This is a genomic window from Pseudaeromonas sp. HNCC25DJ180, from assembly GCF_055413345.1.
Genome location: NZ_JBVAYF010000004.1, coordinates 216,859 through 233,116 on the forward strand (window position 1 = coordinate 216,859; position 16,258 = coordinate 233,116).

The 16,258-nt window shown below is 56.6% G+C and carries 15 protein-coding genes and 1 tRNA gene; 10 read left to right on the forward strand and 6 right to left on the reverse strand.

Annotated features, from left to right (window positions below):
* Positions 1-165: 165 nt before the first annotated feature.
* Positions 166-253: transfer RNA gene (locus tag ACZYTD_RS05335), tRNA-Ser, on the reverse strand.
* A 189-nt stretch (positions 254-442) separates the two neighbouring features.
* On the opposite strand from ACZYTD_RS05335, the gene ACZYTD_RS05340 reads away from it, so the two are divergent.
* Positions 443-1,180: a DsbA family protein gene (locus ACZYTD_RS05340; protein ID WP_463890039.1), complete on the forward strand. Its 738-nt coding sequence runs from the start codon at positions 443-445 to the stop codon at positions 1,178-1,180.
* Between the two features lie 81 nt (positions 1,181-1,261).
* Complete coding sequence (locus ACZYTD_RS05345) at positions 1,262-2,425, forward strand: ribosomal protein uL16 3-hydroxylase (protein ID WP_463890040.1); 1,164 nt, start codon at positions 1,262-1,264, stop codon at positions 2,423-2,425.
* Between the two features lie 74 nt (positions 2,426-2,499).
* Here ACZYTD_RS05345 and ACZYTD_RS05350 read toward each other — a convergent pair whose 3' ends face one another.
* A complete protein-coding gene (locus tag ACZYTD_RS05350) occupies positions 2,500-3,036 on the reverse strand; it encodes a YaeQ family protein (RefSeq protein WP_463890042.1) in 537 nt (178 codons plus the stop codon).
* Positions 3,037-3,272: 236 nt separating this feature from the next.
* Between ACZYTD_RS05350 and ACZYTD_RS05355 the strand changes: the two genes are divergently transcribed.
* Positions 3,273-3,701, forward strand: coding sequence for a hypothetical protein (locus tag ACZYTD_RS05355; RefSeq protein WP_463890043.1), 429 nt, complete (start codon positions 3,273-3,275; stop codon positions 3,699-3,701).
* A gap of 47 nt (positions 3,702-3,748) precedes the next feature.
* Here ACZYTD_RS05355 and ACZYTD_RS05360 read toward each other — a convergent pair whose 3' ends face one another.
* Entirely contained in the window at positions 3,749-3,988 is a 240-nt protein-coding gene (locus ACZYTD_RS05360; RefSeq protein WP_463890044.1) for a hypothetical protein, read from the reverse strand.
* A 195-nt stretch (positions 3,989-4,183) separates the two neighbouring features.
* On the opposite strand from ACZYTD_RS05360, the gene ACZYTD_RS05365 reads away from it, so the two are divergent.
* Complete coding sequence (locus tag ACZYTD_RS05365; RefSeq protein ID WP_463890046.1) at positions 4,184-5,050, forward strand: helix-turn-helix transcriptional regulator; 867 nt, start codon at positions 4,184-4,186, stop codon at positions 5,048-5,050.
* A gap of 98 nt (positions 5,051-5,148) precedes the next feature.
* Here the strand turns inward: ACZYTD_RS05365 and ACZYTD_RS05370 are convergent, their stop codons facing one another.
* On the reverse strand, positions 5,149-5,619 hold the full coding sequence (locus tag ACZYTD_RS05370; protein ID WP_463890048.1) for a NanQ anomerase/TabA/YiaL family protein: 471 nt from the start codon (positions 5,617-5,619) through the stop codon (positions 5,149-5,151).
* Positions 5,620-6,045: 426 nt separating this feature from the next.
* Between ACZYTD_RS05370 and eat the strand changes: the two genes are divergently transcribed.
* The 4 genes from eat (at position 6,046) to ACZYTD_RS05390 (ending at position 11,018) form a co-directional block, all read left to right on the forward strand.
* Positions 6,046-7,431 carry an ethanolamine permease gene (gene eat, locus ACZYTD_RS05375; protein WP_463890050.1) on the forward strand — a complete coding sequence of 462 codons (1,386 nt, stop codon included), beginning with the start codon at positions 6,046-6,048 and terminating at the stop codon, positions 7,429-7,431.
* A 90-nt stretch (positions 7,432-7,521) separates the two neighbouring features.
* Entirely contained in the window at positions 7,522-8,913 is a 1,392-nt protein-coding gene (locus ACZYTD_RS05380) for an ethanolamine ammonia-lyase subunit EutB (protein WP_463890052.1), read from the forward strand.
* Positions 8,910-9,755: an ethanolamine ammonia-lyase subunit EutC gene (eutC, locus tag ACZYTD_RS05385; RefSeq protein ID WP_463890054.1), complete on the forward strand. Its 846-nt coding sequence runs from the start codon at positions 8,910-8,912 to the stop codon at positions 9,753-9,755. The genes ACZYTD_RS05380 and eutC overlap by 4 nt, the downstream gene beginning before the upstream one ends.
* Before the next feature lie 273 nt (positions 9,756-10,028).
* Positions 10,029-11,018 carry a 2-hydroxyacid dehydrogenase gene (locus ACZYTD_RS05390; RefSeq protein ID WP_463890056.1) on the forward strand — a complete coding sequence of 330 codons (990 nt, stop codon included), beginning with the start codon at positions 10,029-10,031 and terminating at the stop codon, positions 11,016-11,018.
* Between the two features lie 20 nt (positions 11,019-11,038).
* Here ACZYTD_RS05390 and ACZYTD_RS05395 read toward each other — a convergent pair whose 3' ends face one another.
* Positions 11,039-11,833 carry a M90 family metallopeptidase gene (locus ACZYTD_RS05395; RefSeq protein ID WP_463890058.1) on the reverse strand — a complete coding sequence of 265 codons (795 nt, stop codon included), beginning with the start codon at positions 11,831-11,833 and terminating at the stop codon, positions 11,039-11,041.
* A gap of 225 nt (positions 11,834-12,058) precedes the next feature.
* On the opposite strand from ACZYTD_RS05395, the gene ACZYTD_RS05400 reads away from it, so the two are divergent.
* Together ACZYTD_RS05400 and ACZYTD_RS05405 are read left to right on the forward strand one after the other, a co-directional pair.
* Positions 12,059-12,622 carry an acetate uptake transporter gene (locus ACZYTD_RS05400; protein WP_463890060.1) on the forward strand — a complete coding sequence of 188 codons (564 nt, stop codon included), beginning with the start codon at positions 12,059-12,061 and terminating at the stop codon, positions 12,620-12,622.
* Between the two features lie 90 nt (positions 12,623-12,712).
* Positions 12,713-14,668, forward strand: a complete 1,956-nt coding sequence (locus tag ACZYTD_RS05405) for a RecQ family ATP-dependent DNA helicase (RefSeq protein ID WP_463890062.1) — start codon at positions 12,713-12,715, stop codon at positions 14,666-14,668.
* A gap of 59 nt (positions 14,669-14,727) precedes the next feature.
* On the opposite strand, the gene purF is transcribed toward ACZYTD_RS05405, so the two are convergent.
* Positions 14,728-16,248 carry an amidophosphoribosyltransferase gene (gene purF, locus ACZYTD_RS05410; RefSeq protein WP_463890064.1) on the reverse strand — a complete coding sequence of 507 codons (1,521 nt, stop codon included), beginning with the start codon at positions 16,246-16,248 and terminating at the stop codon, positions 14,728-14,730.
* Positions 16,249-16,258: the final 10 nt, after the last annotated feature.

Sequence of the window (16,258 nt, forward strand, 5' to 3'; positions counted from 1 at the left end):
TTCAATCGACCACAGCTTGTTTCAATTGAGATTGATTGCACAAACAACTATTGCCCACTATTCGGAGCTGTTCCTCTGTGCAAACGGTCGTAAGTGGCGAGGGCAGAGTTGCAACAACAAAAAAGCCAAAGGCCCGTCAATGACGGGCCTTTGGCTTTATATGTATGGCGGAGGAGGTGGGATTTGAACCCACGGATGGTCACCCATCGACGGTTTTCAAGACCGTTGCATTAAGCCGCTCTGCCACCCCTCCACACGTGTGTCAGGATAGTAGCGATTCGACTTTGGATTGTAAATCCCATCAAAATTCAAATGGTTATTTTTGCGACAAATCACAAGTTTATGTGGCAATTATCTAGCTGGTAGCAGGGTACGGCTTGACTTGAACTGGGCACAACGCACTATATACCTGACTATCCCACCCCACTAATTTGGCTCTCTTATGAAATTGAAGTCTTATGCTGTTCCCCTGCTTGCCAGCCTGTTACCTCTAATCGCCCCCCAAGTGTCCGCCGCTGAATTACAGCGCAGCGATGTCGAGCAGATTGTGCGCGAATATCTGGTCTCGCATCCTGAACTACTGATTGAGATGTCCAATGCCCTGCGTACCAAGCAGGAGGCGGATCAGGAAAAAGCCGATGTCTCGCTCATTAATCAATATCGGCAGGCCATCTACAACCAAGCTCATGATCCTGTTGGTGGCAATGCCAAGGGCTCCATCACCATTGTCGAATTTTTCGATTACAACTGTGGTTACTGCAAACGGGCCAAACCTGCCGTTATGGAAGTGGTCGGCGAAAACAAAGAGATCCGCTATATCTACAAGGAGTTTCCCATCCTAAGCGAGACCTCTTACCTCGCATCTCGGGCTGCACTGGCCGTCCAGCGCCTCCATCCTGAAAAATATGAAGCGTTTCACAACGCACTGATGGAGCGCCAAGGCCCACTCAAAGAGGTTGGTGAGATCGCCGCTATCGCCAAGGCTCAAGGGTTAAATTGGAAAGCCATTGAAGCCAAAACCAAGGATCCGGAGATTGACCAGCAGTTGCAGGAAAACCATAAGCTGGCCCAACAACTGGGGTTGACTGGCACCCCGGCCTTCATCATAGGTGAGACCATATTGCGCGGCGCCCCCCGCTCTGCCGATGATATTCGCGCCATGCTCAACGGCAAATCCTGATCCTCCCCTCTGTCCTGCCCTATACTGGGCAGGACAGCTCCGTTATTTCTCTTTTCCACTCGTTAGCAGGAGTCCACGGCCATGTCCCTCTCCTTTACCCTCAATTGGTCAGCCTTCCTGACCGAGTACTGGCAAAAACGACCGACCGTGATCCGGTCCGGTTTCATTGACTTTACCGATCCCATCTCCGCCGATGAGTTGGCAGGGCTCGCCATGGAAGAGCAGGTCGACAGTCGTCTGGTCGCCCATCATGGCGACCAGTGGCAAGTAGAACATGGCCCCTTCACTGATTTTGAGCGACTGGGTGAAAAGAATTGGTCGCTGCTAGTCCAAGCGGTCGATCATTGGCTTCCCCAGGTGGCTGAACTGATGGATCCTTTTCGGGTACTGCCGAATTGGCGACTGGATGACCTGATGATCTCCTTTTCCGTCCCCGGTGGCGGGGTCGGACCCCATCTGGATCAATACGATGTATTCATCATCCAGGGCATGGGTAAGCGCAGATGGCGAGTAGGAGAAAAACAACCTATGCCGCAGCACTGCCCTCACCCTAACCTGCTGCAAGTTGATCCATTCGATCCCATCCTGGATGTGGAGCTAGAGCCTGGCGATATCCTCTATATTCCTCCTGGATTTCCCCATGATGGCTATGCACTTGAGCCCTCATTGAATTACTCGGTGGGCTTCCGGGCCCCCAACCAACGGGAGCTCTTCTCCAGTTTTGCCGATCAGCTGCTGGCCGATGATTCAGGCAATCTGCGTTATGCCGATCCCGATCTACAACAAACCACGGCACCGGGTGCCATTCATCCCCAAGAGGTTCAACGCCTACGCGCTCTAATGCAGGAGTTGCTGCTCACCCCCGAGTTTGAGCAGTGGCTGGCCAACTATTTGAGCCAACCTCGCCATGAGCTGGATCTGCAACCCGTTGAACCGGCTTTCAATGAGGGGGATGTGTATGACCGCCTGCAGGAAGGTGGATCCCTGTGGCGTCTAGGCGGGCTGCGGGCCTTTTATCTGCACAGCGACCCCAACACCTGTTTCATGGCGGGTGAACGCTTGCCTGTGCCTCAGGGTGGAACCAGCCTGGCCCAGATGTTGTGTGACAATACACGTTTGGATGCCGATTCGTTACTTGCCTATCTGGATGACCCTGTGCTGTTAGCCTGGTTGACCATGCTTCTCAACAGTGGCTACTGGTATTTTTCCAGCGATTGGGATGAGGAGAGTGACAGCGCTGACTAACAGAGAGCAGACGCCATCTGCACTAGCATCTGGCGTCTGTGTTGATGAGGTTATGCGGGGGGGCGTGGCCGCTATTACTGCCAGCGGGTCGGCACAAAATCGAGGGATAAGTCACCGCTACTTAGCCAGACGGTGCCATCACTGATAGTTGCTTGCCAACTCATGGAGCGAGTGGCTTGCGCCGCCAACGTCTGACTCAACTCATCCGGGCAAAAATAAACTGCCAGATTACTGAGCTTGGCCAATTGAGTGCTGTTTTGCTGCCACCACACTTGGGCGGCTCGAGCCCCATACACATAGAGCGAGACCCTAGCTGATCGATTGCACGCTTTTTTGAGCCTTTTCTCATCCGGTAGCCCGACCTCTATCCAATGGGCTATCTCTCCGTGCAGCTCTTTCTGCCACAATTCTGGCTCATCATCAGCACAAAGCCCTTTAGTGAATTCGAGCAACGGATCGGCATTCAAGACCCAGGCGAGCAGCCTGACCATCATCCGCTCATCGGTTTCCGACGGGTGCCTGGCCAGGGTCAGCGTCTGATCGAGGTAAACCCCCCGGTCGAGATCCGACACGTTGACAACTGCCTTAAAAATGGTCGCTTTTAACGCCATAACTGCTCCTGAGGGTAAAATCAGCCTTCAGTCTAACGATCCAGAGCACACGCAACAAATTTATCCGCACTTACCCCTTTTGCCTGAGTAGCAACTTCATATACTTAAGTAGAGAGACGGGTAAGATCCGGCCCTCCGTTTCTGGTAGCCAATAAAAGTTGACGTCATAATAATGATTAGCGCCGGGCAGTAACGACCATGTGGATTATTAAATCCACAATAAAGGGGAAATGGCGATGGAAGAACATGATGTAATCAAGCCAACGACACAGCATAAAGTAGTCTGGTTGGTCAAAGGGATAGCTCTGCGGGATATCACACTGCAGGCCGTCAAACTCGAGCAGGCGCATATTGCTCATCATCTGGTGAGCTGGCAGCAAGGGCAGACCCCAGCCAACATTCCCTGGGTGGTAGCCCGAGCCAAAGCTGACAAGATCAGAATTGCGACAGAGGGCCCAACCCAACCGGAATCCACCCTGGCCGCCGATGCCCATAAACATGTGCAGTGGAGCAGTCAAGGTCCAATGGTGAAGATCTCCTGGCAAACCACTCATAGCGACAAAGAGTGGCCCCATGCCGAGCCAGCAACCCTGACCATGTTGGTACCCAAGCGGGTGAGCTGGCATTCAGATCATCCACATATCAATGTGAGCTGGGTCAAGTAGGTTATTACGTGAGCAGGCCCGTCGCGTTTGCTGCCGGGCCTGCGCTGCTAATTGAGCAAAAAACGAGCGGCGGTTCGCAATGAATAAGCCCGTCCCCGCACATCCCCCAAGCAGGTACAAGCCAGAAATTCGCCGGTATCCCGACTGCCTTTTACTTCGCCCACCCGGCAAGGCCAACCCTGCTCATTCTCCTTACGCAGGATCCAACTTGGCCCTGCCAACTCCTCGGCATAGACCCCAGGATAAATCTCACAGCCTACATACATGCCATTTACGAATACGCTCATCGTCTTCTCCTGAAAATTCATCTCTCATCTTGAGGGGAACCGACTGGCGTCCATAACTGCCTAGGAGCGCATTCGGTGTATAAACAAACAGTACTGTATATGGATACAGCATTCAAGTGGTAACGGATCCTTTTTGTATAATTTTTGATATCCTGCTGGACTCAAGAGGCTGCCTGATAGCAGCAAGGAGGCTTGATGATCCGTGATCGATTGCTATATGTCGGTGAGTACCTGGAGCAATACCTCTTTGAGGCGGTAACGCTAGAGGATCTGGCATCAACGGCCGCCATGTCGGTACGCAGTCTGCAACGCCACTTTGGTGGCTTAGTGGGAGAGAACTTGGCAGGCTATGTTCGCGGTCGACGCCTGACGGCCGCCGCCCAGCGCCTGTCTCAAGGGCACCAGGACATACTCGGGCTAGCGCTGGATTGTCAGTTTGGCAGCCATGAAGCCTTTACCCGCGCCTTTCGCCGCCAATTCTTCATGAGCCCTAGCGAATATCGGGAACAGGGGTGTCTCTTTCACAACTACCATAGACCTGCCCTGGGTGATGCCATGCTCACCGAGCTGTCGGCCCAGTGGCAACAAGCGCCGGAGATCAGCCTCAAGCAGGCTCAAACCCTATGGGGATTTATCGAGCCTATCGACTCAGAGGCGGTGACCCGTTGCGGTTTCAGTGACCTGATTTCGCGGCTCATGGGGCAGCTAACATCGCTATGGGGGGAGGCGAAACCGCAAATAGTGCTATTCAAACAGCCGCAGCCCCAGGGCAAGCAGCTGTGTGTCATGGTCGCAACCACCGCAGGCGTGGGCTTGCCCCCCCTGGGATGTCAAGCCATCAGCCTACCCACCGGGTGGCAGGCCACCTTCACCATGCAGGGCAATATGCAGATGCTGCCGGTATTTCTCTACCACTGCTACGCCCAGTGGTTGTTTCATCTGGGGTGGCATCATGCCGATGCCCCCATCGAACTACACATCCCCGGCCCACAATCAGAAGCGCCATTCCGATTTACCCTGCCGGTGCAATCGACCCCCTGCCCTCACTATCGGCTCTGGTGATGAGTACCCCCTCAGAGCCGTAGCATGAACGCGCAAGGCTCACGATTTTATGCGCGCAACTATGCAGCACGAGACTATGCACACAACTATGTACACAACTATGCCCGCAACAAGGAGGCCTCCACCTTCAGGATGGCCTTGCGGATAAGCATGGGTTCAGCCACGGCACACAAGGGCCGATGCGCATCCCCTGGCCAAAAGATGACGAAATCCCCCGGCCCCATCGCCAGAAACTGCTCCCCCTCCAGCACATCGAAGAAGGCCAGATCCTGAGTGGCCAGGCGATCATCATCCGGCTGCTGAGTGGCACGCCTGGGGCGATAGCCCATCAACTCCGCCCCCTCCAGCAACAGCTGCACATCAAGATAACGGGCATGGATCTCCGGCCTGTGCCGGGTGATGGGCGAGGTGTACTCCTCGGCCAGGATCAGGAAGGCATTATCGCCATCCAATGGGTGTTTGCCCGGTTGCGGAGCCGTGGCCAGCAGGGCCAGCGCCTGCTCCAAATAGCTACGCAGGCGGGCCGGCAGAACGAGGTAGGGCAGATCGTCAATATGGGCAGTAAACATGGTGACTCCTTAGGGTATTCAGGCTCTCATCTTAGCGCCAATTGCTTGCTTAACCCACAGTCGAGGGAGCATCGGCTGCAATACCCCGCTTGCTTGCAAGCATGTTGACCGGCAACTAAATTCAGGAGTCATTTGTGCTTGTGTTTTACCGTCAGCCTCTCATTTTCACTCAACATAGCCAAGCCACCGAGATTAGTCGCCACCATCAACGGCATCAGCAGAGCATCCCACTTGAGACCTCACCATTTTCCCCGCTGTGATGCGCCAGGCTGGATAGATTGCACCATAATAAGGCGCCGCCGATAGCGAGCAATTATTCATCTCATTGATTTATATAAAAAAGAATAATAAATCCGTTCTGGTATGCCCCTTGCGATGCGCTGATACAGAAGCTGTCAGAGTTGACAGTCAGATAGGGAGTATCACATGCAACAAACTCAACAAAACAAACCGGCACTCAAACGCACGCTAGGAGCCTTCCACCTGTGGGGTATAGCCGTCGGCCTCGTCATCTCAGGGGAGTACTTCGGCTGGAGTTATGGCTGGGCCCAAGCGGGAACCTTAGGCTTTATGGTCACCTCACTGCTGGTGGCTACCATGTATACCGCCTTCATCTTCAGTTTCACCGAGCTGACCACCTCCATCCCCCACGCTGGCGGCCCCTTCGCCTATGCCTACCGCGCCTTTGGTCCGGTTGGCGGCTACATAGCCGGGTTTGCGACCCTGGTGGAGTTTGTCTTTGCTCCCCCCGCTATCGCCATGGCGATCGGGGCCTATCTGAACGTGCAGTTCCCGGCCATAGATCCCAAATGGGTGGCGGTCGGAGCCTATCTGCTCTTTATGGGTCTCAACCTGGTGGGCGTAGGTATTGCCGCCACCTTCGAGCTGCTGGTCACCCTGCTGGCCATCTTCGAACTGCTGGTGTTTATGGGAGTCGTCAGCCCAGGCTTTAGCATCGCCAACTTCACCCATAACGGCTGGGCGGGTCAACAGGAATTCAGCCTGGGCGCCATCTCCGGCATCTTCGCCGCCATTCCCTTCGCCATCTGGTTCTTCCTGGCCATCGAGGGTGCTGCCATGGCTGCCGAAGAAGCGAAAGAGCCGAAGAAAACCATCCCCAAGGCCTTTATCGGCGGCATTCTGACCCTGGTCGTGCTGGCCATGGGCGTCATGGTTTTTGCCGGCGGTGCCGGCGATTGGAGCAAGCTATCCAACATCAATGATCCTCTGCCTCAGGCCATGAAGATGATAGTGGGCGAAAGCAGCGGCTGGTTGCATATGCTGGTGTGGCTGGGGCTGTTTGGCCTCATCGCCTCCTTCCATGGCATCATAATGGGCTACTCACGGCAGATCTTCGCCTTGGCGCGCGCCGGTTACCTGCCCAAGTCCCTGGCGACCATACATGGACGCTTCCATACTCCCCATTGGGCCATTCTGGCCGGTGGGGTAGTCGGCATCCTGGCTATCTTCTCCGACTCGTTCATCGTCATCGGCGGCCTGCCGCTCACCGCCAATATCGTCACCATGTCGGTATTTGGTGCCATCGTCATGTACATCATCTCCATGGCGGCCCTGTTCAAGCTGCGCCGTAGCGAGCCCAAACTGGAACGACCCTTCACTGCGCCCCTGTTCCCCTACGCTCCAGCGTTGGCGTTGGGACTGGCAGTGCTCTGCCTGGTCGCCATGGTCTACTACAACACTATGCTGGCGATGATCTTCGGCGGGCTGATGCTGGCTGGCTATGCCTACTTCCGTCTGACTCACGATGCCGAGGCCACGGCCTCTGACTCCGAACTGGTGAAAGCCTGCTAGGTCAAGGCGTTACACCTTAACCCCGGTGATTTGCCACCGAGTAACCTCGGTGGCTCTTTTCCTGTTTATTTCCGCTAACTGGAGTCTGTCATGTACAAGTGCAATCTCGCTCATCGCAGTTATCACTTTGCCACCTTAGGCAGCCTAATGGCCAAAGCGACCCCGGCACGCTCTGGCGATTATCTGGCTGGCGTCGCCGCCGAAAGTGCAGAGGAGCGGATGGCGGCCAAATGGGCCCTGGCCGATCTGCCCCTCAAGGTATTCCTGCAACAACCGCTCATTCCCTATGAGGAGGATGAAGTGACCCGGCTCATTCTCGATGAGCACGATACCCTGGCGTTTGCACCCATCAGCCATCTGACCGTGGGGGATTTTCGCAACTGGCTGCTCTCCGATGCCGCCGATAGCGCGACCCTGGCCCGTATTGCCCCGGGCATTACCCCCGAAATGGCGGCCGCGGTCAGCAAGCTGATGCGCAATCAGGATCTCATCCTGGTGGCCAAGAAGTGCCAGGTGATCACCCGCTTTCGCAATACCATAGGCTTGCCCGGTCATCTGAGTGTGCGCTTGCAACCCAACCACCCGACCGATGACAGACAGGGGATCGCCGCCGCCATGCTCGATGGCCTGCTCTACGGCTCAGGGGATGCGGTGGTGGGCATCAATCCGGCCAGCGATAACCTGGCCGTCTTGGCGGGTCTGAACCAGATGCTGGACGAGGTGATCCAGCACTTCGCCATCCCCACCCAATCCTGCATCCTGACCCACGTGACCAATACCCTGCAGCTGATGGAACGCGGGGTGCCCGTCGATCTGGTCTTTCAATCCATTGCCGGAACCCAGGCGGCCAACACTGGCTTTGGTATCAATTTGGCTCTGCTGGCCGAAGCGCAGGAGGCCGCCTTGAGCCTAAAACGCGGCACAGTGGGCAACAACGTCATGTATTTTGAGACTGGCCAGGGCAGTTGCCTCTCGGCCAATGCCCACCATGGCCTGGATCAACAGACCTGCGAGGCGCGCGCCTATGCGGTGGCCCGCAAATTCAAGCCCCTGCTGGTCAATACCGTGGTGGGCTTCATAGGCCCGGAATACCTGTATGACGGCAAGCAGATCATCCGCGCCGGGCTGGAGGATCACTTCTGCGGCAAGCTGCTAGGCCTGCCATTGGGTTGCGATGTCTGCTACACCAACCACGCCGAAGCGGATCAAGATGACATGGATACCCTGCTGACCTTGCTCGCCAATGCCGGGCTGACCTTCCTCATCGGCGTGCCCGGTGCCGATGACATCATGCTCAACTATCAGAGCACCTCGTTCCATGATGCCCTCTATATCCGTCGCCTGCTGGGGCTCAAACACGCACCCGAATTCGCCACCTGGCTGGAGCGGATGCAGCTGACCACGCCGCAGGGAGAGTTGCTCAATGCCACGCTGCACCACCCCCTGCTGCAGCAACTCGCCGCACAAGGAGCCGCAGCATGACACCATCAAGCCAACCCCTGGAGACTTGGATCGAGCAAGCCGACTGGGCGCAGCCCGAACAGGCTGTGGTCACCAATCCCTGGCAGGATCTGCGACGTTATACCGCGGCCCGCATCGCCCTGGGGCGCAGTGGTGTCAGCCTACCTACTCAGGCCCTATTGCAATTTGGCCTGGCCCATGCCCAGGCCCGTGACGCTGTGCATCAACCGCTAGCGGTGGCCCAGCTGGCGACAGAATTAGAGCAGTTAGCCCTGGAAACCGCCCAGGTACATAGCCGCGCCGCCAATCGGGAGGAGTATCTACGCCGCCCGGATCTGGGCCGGCAATTGGATGAAGCGAGCCGGCTCCGGCTACAAGCTGCACCACAACAGGGATTAGATCTGGCCATCATGCTGGCCGATGGCCTCTCCTCCACCGCCCTGCATCATCATGCCTTGCCCTTTATTCAGGCGCTTCTGCCTCATCTGCGGCGGCTAGGTATTACTCTGGCCCCGATCGTGTTGGCCGAACAAGGGCGAGTCGCCTTGGGGGATGAAGTGGGTGCCGCGCTGAGCGCCAGAGCCGTGCTGGTTCTCGTCGGCGAGCGCCCCGGCCTCTCCTCCCCGGACAGTCTGGGGCTCTACCTCACTTGGCAGCCCAGAGTCGGCCGTCTGGATTCCGAGCGCAACTGCATCTCCAATGTGCGACCCGAAGGACTCGACTATACTCAAGCGGCACACAAACAGGCCTGGCTGCTGGAGCAAGCCTTCCGCCGGCGGCTGACCGGCGTTGTGCTCAAGGATGAGAGTGACGCAACCCTGCTCATTACGCCTCCCGCCCCAACGCTTAGCACCCCCGATTAAACCACTGTCGGGTTATGTGTCGGGATCTTAATCAGGGAGCTTAGGCTCCCTGATTGTTGTCCATCCACTTGATACGCCGCATAGCCCCGACCCCATATAAATGTAATTAAATTACAAGTCGACACAGGGAAGGCTTGGCGAACTATGATATAAATCAATTTATCACCCGTAGAATCCCTTGAATTGACCCATTAGCGCTCCGTTCACCCGCAAAACCGTTGACATAAATAACCAATGATGTAATTTAATTACATATTCATCTGGAGGTGTCCCATGAAGATTGCCCTATTTAGTGCCAAAGCCTACGATCGCGACCATTTTGAACTGGCTAATCAGGAGTTCGGGTATCAGCTCGACTACTTTGATGTGCGTCTCGACACCAAAACTACCCGTCTGGCGCACAACTACCCGATAGTCTGTGCCTTCGTGAATGATGATCTCAGCCGTCCCGTGCTCGAAGATCTGGCGGCCAATGGCACCCAAGTGCTGGCCATGCGCTGCGCCGGTTATAACAATGTGGATCTGCAAGCGGCCAAGGATCTGGGGATCCGCGTGGTCCGCGTTCCAGCCTACTCACCCGAAGCGGTAGCCGAACATGCCGTCGGTCTGATGATGACCCTCAACCGCCGGATCCATAAGGCCTATCAACGCACCCGGGATGCCAACTTCGCCCTGGATGGCCTGGTCGGCTTCAACATGCACGGCCGTACCGCTGGCATCATAGGTACCGGCAAGATCGGCATCGCCACGCTGCGCATTCTCAAAGGCTTCGGCATGCGTCTGCTGGTCAGCGACCCCTATCAGAATCAGGCAGCCCTGGAGCTGGGAGCCGAATATGTAGATCTGGATACCCTGTTCCGCGAATCGGATGTGATCAGCCTGCACTGCCCCCTGTTCAAAGAGAACTACCACCTGCTCAATGCCGATGCCTTCGCCAAAATGAAGAAGGGGGTGATGATCATCAACACCAGTCGCGGCGGTTTATTGGACTCAACTGCGGCGATCGAGGCACTCAAGCAGAGCAAGATAGGGGCGCTGGGGCTGGATGTATACGAAGAGGAGCAGGAGTTGTTCTTCGAGGATAAGTCCAACGAGGTGATCACCGATGACGTATTCCGTCGCCTCTCGGCCTGCCACAACGTGCTGTTCACCGGCCACCAGGCCTTCCTGACCAAAGAGGCGCTGCTGGCCATCGCCACGACCACGCTGGGAAATGTGCAGGCTTTTGCTGCCGGTCAGAAAAACGGTAACGAGGTAGAATAGCGAGAAGGAGTCGGGGCGCGTTAGCCGCGCCCCATGCTCTGTCTGCTGGCCGGGTCTTGATGAAACCACGCCTGTAACAACGCATACAAAGCCGGATAAGCTTGACGCAAGGCGCGCGGACGCGTGAAAAACTGTTCGCAGACTATCGCGAAAAATTCATCCACCCCCTCGCTCGCCTGCTCATCCAGTAAGCCATCGCTCTCCCCCCTCGCCTCCTGGGCCAACCACTGACGATATGCCTGCTCCAGTGTGCTTTGCCAACGGTTAATGGGCACCTCACGCTGTGCGGGTGGCATGCCATTCGCCACGCCCCCAGCCAACATATCCAGCTTGTGCACCAGTTCATGGATCAGCAGGTGATAGCCATCCCACTGCCCATCACGTAGCACCTCAGGCCACACCAACACCACAGGCCCCTGCTCCCAGGCTTCCCCCTGATGCAAGGAAACATCGGTCCCCATCACCCCATCGGCCAGCATAATCGGCTCAGCTCGCTCGACCGCTGTGGGTAACAGTATGATCTCATAAAAGTTGCGATACCAATCCAGACCCAGGTATAGAATGGGCAGGCAAGCCTGCAATGCCATCCACGCCAACTGGGCCGAGGTGGGGCGTACACCTATGGGGGTGATCGCCTTGCTACGAACAAACAGTTTGGCTAGCAGGATGAGATGCCGTTGTTCCTCTGGGCTCAGGCCATGCAATATGGGAACAGCCACCACCTGCCGCGCCCACACCTCATCACCAATCAACGGCAGACCGCGTTGGCTCCCACCCCACCAGAGCTTCACCCGCTTGGCCCATGCCCAACTCAATGCAGCCTCCTCATGCATATCACCTCTTGCCGCAATTCACTACTATACCCCTAGCCCCCACATCACGTTTGCGAGTCGGCACGAGCCTAGATAAAAATTTAATTCATCCGCATCCCCATGCCAGCTTGTCACAGGCAGAGCCAACCTCTAAAATCGCGCGCGTTTGACAAGATAAACCGGCGAGCTCACCCGCCACCGGTTACCCCACCACATGGAGATGACATAGTGAACGAAAAATTGGCCAACCCGGCCCCGCTCGGCCTGATGGGCTTTGGTATGACCACAGTGCTGCTGAATATCCATAACGCAGGCTTTTTCCCCATCAGTGCCATGATCCTGGCCATGGGCTTGGCCTACGGTGGCATGGCGCAAGTCATCGCCGGTATCATGGAGTTCAAGAAGGGCAACACCTTCGGTCTGACGGCTTTCACCTCCTATGGCTTCTTCTGGATCAGCTTGGTATTCCTGATCCTGATGCCAAAATGGGGCTGGATAGACGCCGCCGATGAGTTCTCCATGGGCTGGTACCTGCTGATGTGGGGCACTTTCACCCTGTTCATGTTCTTCGGTACGCTCAAGGGCCCGAAGGCTCTGCAATTCGTATTCGGCTCCCTCGTGGTGCTGTTTGCACTGCTGGCCGCTCGCGACTTCCTGGGCAATGCCACCATTGGTACCATAGCCGGCTTCGAAGGCATCATCTGTGGCGTCTCCGCTATCTACCTGGCCATGGCTGAAGTGCTGAATGAGAAGTTTGGCCGTACTGTGTTGCCAATCGGCGAACCCAAGTAAGTCACACGACTCGCTCCTCAAGGCCGCCTATGCGGCCTTATTTTTTTACAGATATACCGACTCGCCTCAAGCCTGAATAATGGATCACCCATGTCTACCCAGATAAACCCCATGCATCTACTCAAACAGTACTTTGGCTATGACACACTGCGACCAGGGCAAGAGCGGGTCATCAACCACATTCTTGCCGGACAATCGGCAGCGGCCATTTTTCCCACTGGCGCGGGCAAATCGCTCTGTTATCAGTTACCCGCCTTGCAACTGCCGCACCTCACCCTGGTGATCTCTCCCCTGCTGGCGCTGATGCACGATCAACTGACCTTTCTGGCAAACAAGGGGATTGCGGCGGCCACCATAGACTCGACGCAGACCCCCCAGCAAACCCAGGCCGTGATGCAGGCGGTGCGCGCCGGGACCATCAAGATACTGATGATTTCCGTTGAGCGGCTGAAGAATGAGCGCTTCCGTCACTTCATCGCCCAAGTCCCCCTCTCGCTGCTGGTCATTGACGAGGCCCACTGTATATCCGAATGGGGCCACAACTTTCGCCCCGACTACCTGAAGCTCCCGGAGTATCGGCAACAGCTGAAGATCCCTCAGGTGCTGCTCCTCACCGCCACTGCCACCCCGGCTGTCATGGCCGACATGCAGCAAAAATTTGCCATTGCCAATGAGCAGATGGTGGTCACCGGCTTCTATCGCTCGAATCTGGATCTGCAGATCTTGCCGGTGGCTCAGATCGATCGCCCGACCACCCTGCTGGCTCTGCTGCAACAGGCGCCTACCGCACCGACCATAGTCTATGTGACACAACAACACAGCAGCGAGGAGATCGCCGCCCTGCTCCGCCAGCACGGCTTGCATAGCCACGCCTACCATGCCGGCATGAGCAGTGAAAGCCGCCAGGCGGTACAGCAGCAATTCATGGCCGGTAGCCTGCACTGCGTGGTGGCGACCATAGCCTTCGGCATGGGGATCGACAAGGCCGATATCCGCCGGGTTACCCATTACGATCTCCCCAAGTCCATCGAGAATTACAGTCAGGAGATAGGCCGGGCCGGACGAGATGGTCAGCTATCCCACTGCGTGGTGCTGGCCAGCCGCGAACAGTTGCCCCTGTTGGAAAACTTTGTCTACGGAGATACCCCGGATCAAGAGGGGATACGCAAGATTCTGCAGGCCATACAACACAGCCAGACCCAGCCGACGGAACCAGGAGAGTGGGAGCTAAGCCTGCTCTCTTTGGCCAATCACAGCAATATTCGCCAACTGCCGCTCAAGACCCTGCTGGTCTACCTGGAGCTGCTAGGCATACTCACCCCAAGTTACAGCTATTTTGCCGAATACCGCTTCAAGTTGAACCTCAGCCAGGAGGAGATAGTGAGTCGCTTCAGCGGCGAGCGGCAGGCCTTTCTTTCTTCTGTCTTTCGCGCCGCCCCTCTGGCTCGTAGCTGGTGTAGCCTGGATCTTGCCCGGCTCCAGCAGCAAGGAGTGGAGCGCGCGCGGGCCATCCGTGCCCTGGAGTACCTGCATGAGCAGGGCTGGATTGAGCTTGAAAGCAAGCAGATGACCGAAGTGTACCGGGTACATCAGACTGGATATGACCTGGATGAGCTCGCGAGGCAGCTGCATCAACAATTCCTGGATAAGGAGCGCAGCGAGTTGGCCCGGATCCAGCACATGCTCGCGTTTTTTGCCTCCAGCACCTGTCTGAGCCACACCCTGGCTAGCTATTTTGCCGATAACCAGGCGCCCCAACAGTGTGGCCATTGCAGCGTCTGCCAGGGCAAACCCGCTCACATGCCCCCACTCCCCGCCCAAGCGATGATCTCGGCCACACAGATGCAAGCCTGGTGCCACCCTTTACTCACCGCCAGTGGCCAACCCCAACTACCGCCCCGAGTGTTAGCCCGCTATCTGTGTGGCATCACCACCCCGCTCACCACCCGGCTCAAGGCTAGAAGCTTGCCAGGCTTTGCCAAGCTGGAAGCCTATCCCTTCGCCCAGGTGTTGACTCAGGTCGAGGCGTTGCCGCGCTCGGTGTAGAAAGCACAAGAGCGGCCATTGGCCGCTCTTGTGGGTAACACCAGGTTTGCTCTGGGCAATCAACTTTCGCCGTTGTAGAGCTCCAGATCGCCGACCCCTTCATTCCACTCACGCACCGCCTTGACATCATCATTGCGCAGGGAGTTGAGGTAATCCAGGTAGGCTTGATCCACATCGCCGGTCACGTAGTGGCCATTGAATACCGAGGTCTCAAACTGAGTCAGGGCCGGATTGCTCTCGCGCACCGCCTCGACCAGATCACCTAACTCCTGGAAGATGAGGCCATCGGCGCCGATCATGGTGCAGATCTCCTCCACGTTGCGGCCATAGGCGATCAGCTCATTGCTGGTCGGCATGTCGATGCCATAGACGTTAGGGAAGCGGATCTCAGGGGCAGCTGAGGCGAAGTAGACCTTGGCGGCTCCCGCTTCACGGGCCATGTCGATGATCTGACCAGAGGTCGTCCCCCGCACTATGGAGTCGTCCACCAGCAGTACATTCTTGCCCTTGAACTCGGAAGAGATGGCGTTGAGCTTGCTGCGTACCGACTTCTTACGCTGCTTCTGCCCAGGCATGATGAAGGTCCGGCCTATGTAGCGGTTCTTCACGAAGCCTTGACGATAGGGCTTGTTCAGGCGCTGAGCTATCTCCAGAGCCACATCGCAAGAGGTCTCCGGGATGGGGATCACCACATCGATATCCAGCTCTGGCCAATCGCGCTTGATCTTGGCTCCCAACTTCTGCCCCATGTGGACACGGGCGGCATAGACGGAGACCTTATCGATGAAGGAGTCAGGGCGAGCAAAGTAAACATATTCGAAGATGCAGGGGCAGAGCTTGGGATTGTCGGCACACTGCAGGCTGGAGAGTTCTCCCTGCTCGGTGATGTAGATCGCCTCACCAGGAGCCACATCACGCAGCAGTGCAAAACCCAGGATATCCAGCGCTACGCTCTCGGAGGCCACCATGTACTCATGAGTTCCATCCTCGTTATCACGACGGCCCAGCACCAGGGGGCGAATACCGTTGGGATCACGGAAGGCCACCAGGCCATGACCAATGATCAGGGCGACCACGGCATAGGCACCGCGAACCTGACGATGAACCCGGCTCACGGCCGCGAACACATCCTCGGCGCGCAGTGGCATATCCACTGAACGCTCCAGTTCATGGGCAAAGACGTTTAACAGCACTTCAGAATCTGAGGTGGTGTTGATGTGACGACGCGCCAACTTGGTTTGATGGTCACGTAGCTCCTTGGCATTGGTCAAGTTGCCGTTGTGAGCCAGGGTGATACCGAAGGGAGAGTTGACGTAGAAAGGCTGGGCCTCCGCGGCACTGGAGCTGCCGGCGGTGGGGTAACGCACATGGCCTATCCCCATATTGCCTTTGAGGCGCTGCATGTGCCGACTCTCGAACACATCCTTGACCAGACCATTGGCTTTGCGCTGTTTGAAATTCCCATCAGCTATGGTCACGATGCCTGCAGCATCCTGGCCACGATGCTGCAACACGGTCAGCGCATCATACAGGGCCTGATTAACCGGGGTGGTGCCCACTATACCGACAATACCACACATGTCCTTGTTC

Coding starts and splice junctions, on each gene's coding strand:
- ACZYTD_RS05340 (WP_463890039.1), top strand. CDS start 443: ATGAAATTGAAGTCTTATGCTGTTCCCCTGCTTGCCAGCCTGTTACCT.
- ACZYTD_RS05345 (WP_463890040.1), top strand. CDS start 1,262: ATGTCCCTCTCCTTTACCCTCAATTGGTCAGCCTTCCTGACCGAGTAC.
- ACZYTD_RS05350 (WP_463890042.1), bottom strand. CDS start 3,036: ATGGCGTTAAAAGCGACCATTTTTAAGGCAGTTGTCAACGTGTCGGAT.
- ACZYTD_RS05355 (WP_463890043.1), top strand. CDS start 3,273: ATGGAAGAACATGATGTAATCAAGCCAACGACACAGCATAAAGTAGTC.
- ACZYTD_RS05360 (WP_463890044.1), bottom strand. CDS start 3,988: ATGAGCGTATTCGTAAATGGCATGTATGTAGGCTGTGAGATTTATCCT.
- ACZYTD_RS05365 (WP_463890046.1), top strand. CDS start 4,184: ATGATCCGTGATCGATTGCTATATGTCGGTGAGTACCTGGAGCAATAC.
- ACZYTD_RS05370 (WP_463890048.1), bottom strand. CDS start 5,619: ATGTTTACTGCCCATATTGACGATCTGCCCTACCTCGTTCTGCCGGCC.
- eat (WP_463890050.1), top strand. CDS start 6,046: ATGCAACAAACTCAACAAAACAAACCGGCACTCAAACGCACGCTAGGA.
- ACZYTD_RS05380 (WP_463890052.1), top strand. CDS start 7,522: ATGTACAAGTGCAATCTCGCTCATCGCAGTTATCACTTTGCCACCTTA.
- eutC (WP_463890054.1), top strand. CDS start 8,910: ATGACACCATCAAGCCAACCCCTGGAGACTTGGATCGAGCAAGCCGAC.
- ACZYTD_RS05390 (WP_463890056.1), top strand. CDS start 10,029: ATGAAGATTGCCCTATTTAGTGCCAAAGCCTACGATCGCGACCATTTT.
- ACZYTD_RS05405 (WP_463890062.1), top strand. CDS start 12,713: ATGTCTACCCAGATAAACCCCATGCATCTACTCAAACAGTACTTTGGC.
- purF (WP_463890064.1), bottom strand. CDS start 16,248: ATGTGTGGTATTGTCGGTATAGTGGGCACCACCCCGGTTAATCAGGCC.